The following is a 267-nucleotide window of genomic DNA, read 5'->3' as shown; positions in this document are numbered from 1 at the left end:
ATCCCTTGTTAAACTCATACCAAATTTCTCTCTTTTAAAAAGCTTTTTCCCTATTATATTTTCAAAGTCTTTGATCGACTTTGCTACCGGAGGTGTAGTCCTGTTCATCACCCTTGCGGCCTTACTCAGCGAGCCATTTTCGACTACGGCCATAAAAGCCTCTAGCTTTCGAGATAGAAACATAATTCACTAATCCTTTGCGTAAAAATTTATCAGAAAAAATGACAGGCATGTCAACATGCACAAGGCTAGCTGTAGATAACATTC

1 protein-coding gene is annotated in these 267 nt (G+C 38.6%); it reads right to left on the bottom strand.

All coding sequences use genetic code 11. The features are described from left to right. Positions 1 to 183, bottom strand: a 183-nt coding sequence (locus V1952_RS22735; protein ID WP_420075657.1) for a helix-turn-helix domain-containing protein, incomplete at its 3' end; no start/stop codon positions are given. Positions 184 to 267 lie beyond the last annotated feature (84 nt).

Origin of the sequence: Yersinia sp. 2542 StPb PI, from assembly GCF_048593855.1 — a bacterium.
Lineage (GTDB): Bacteria > Pseudomonadota > Gammaproteobacteria > Enterobacterales > Enterobacteriaceae > Yersinia > Yersinia enterocolitica_E.
The sequence above is the reverse complement of the archived record's forward strand: the minus strand, read 5'-3'. Positions and strand labels throughout refer to the sequence as shown.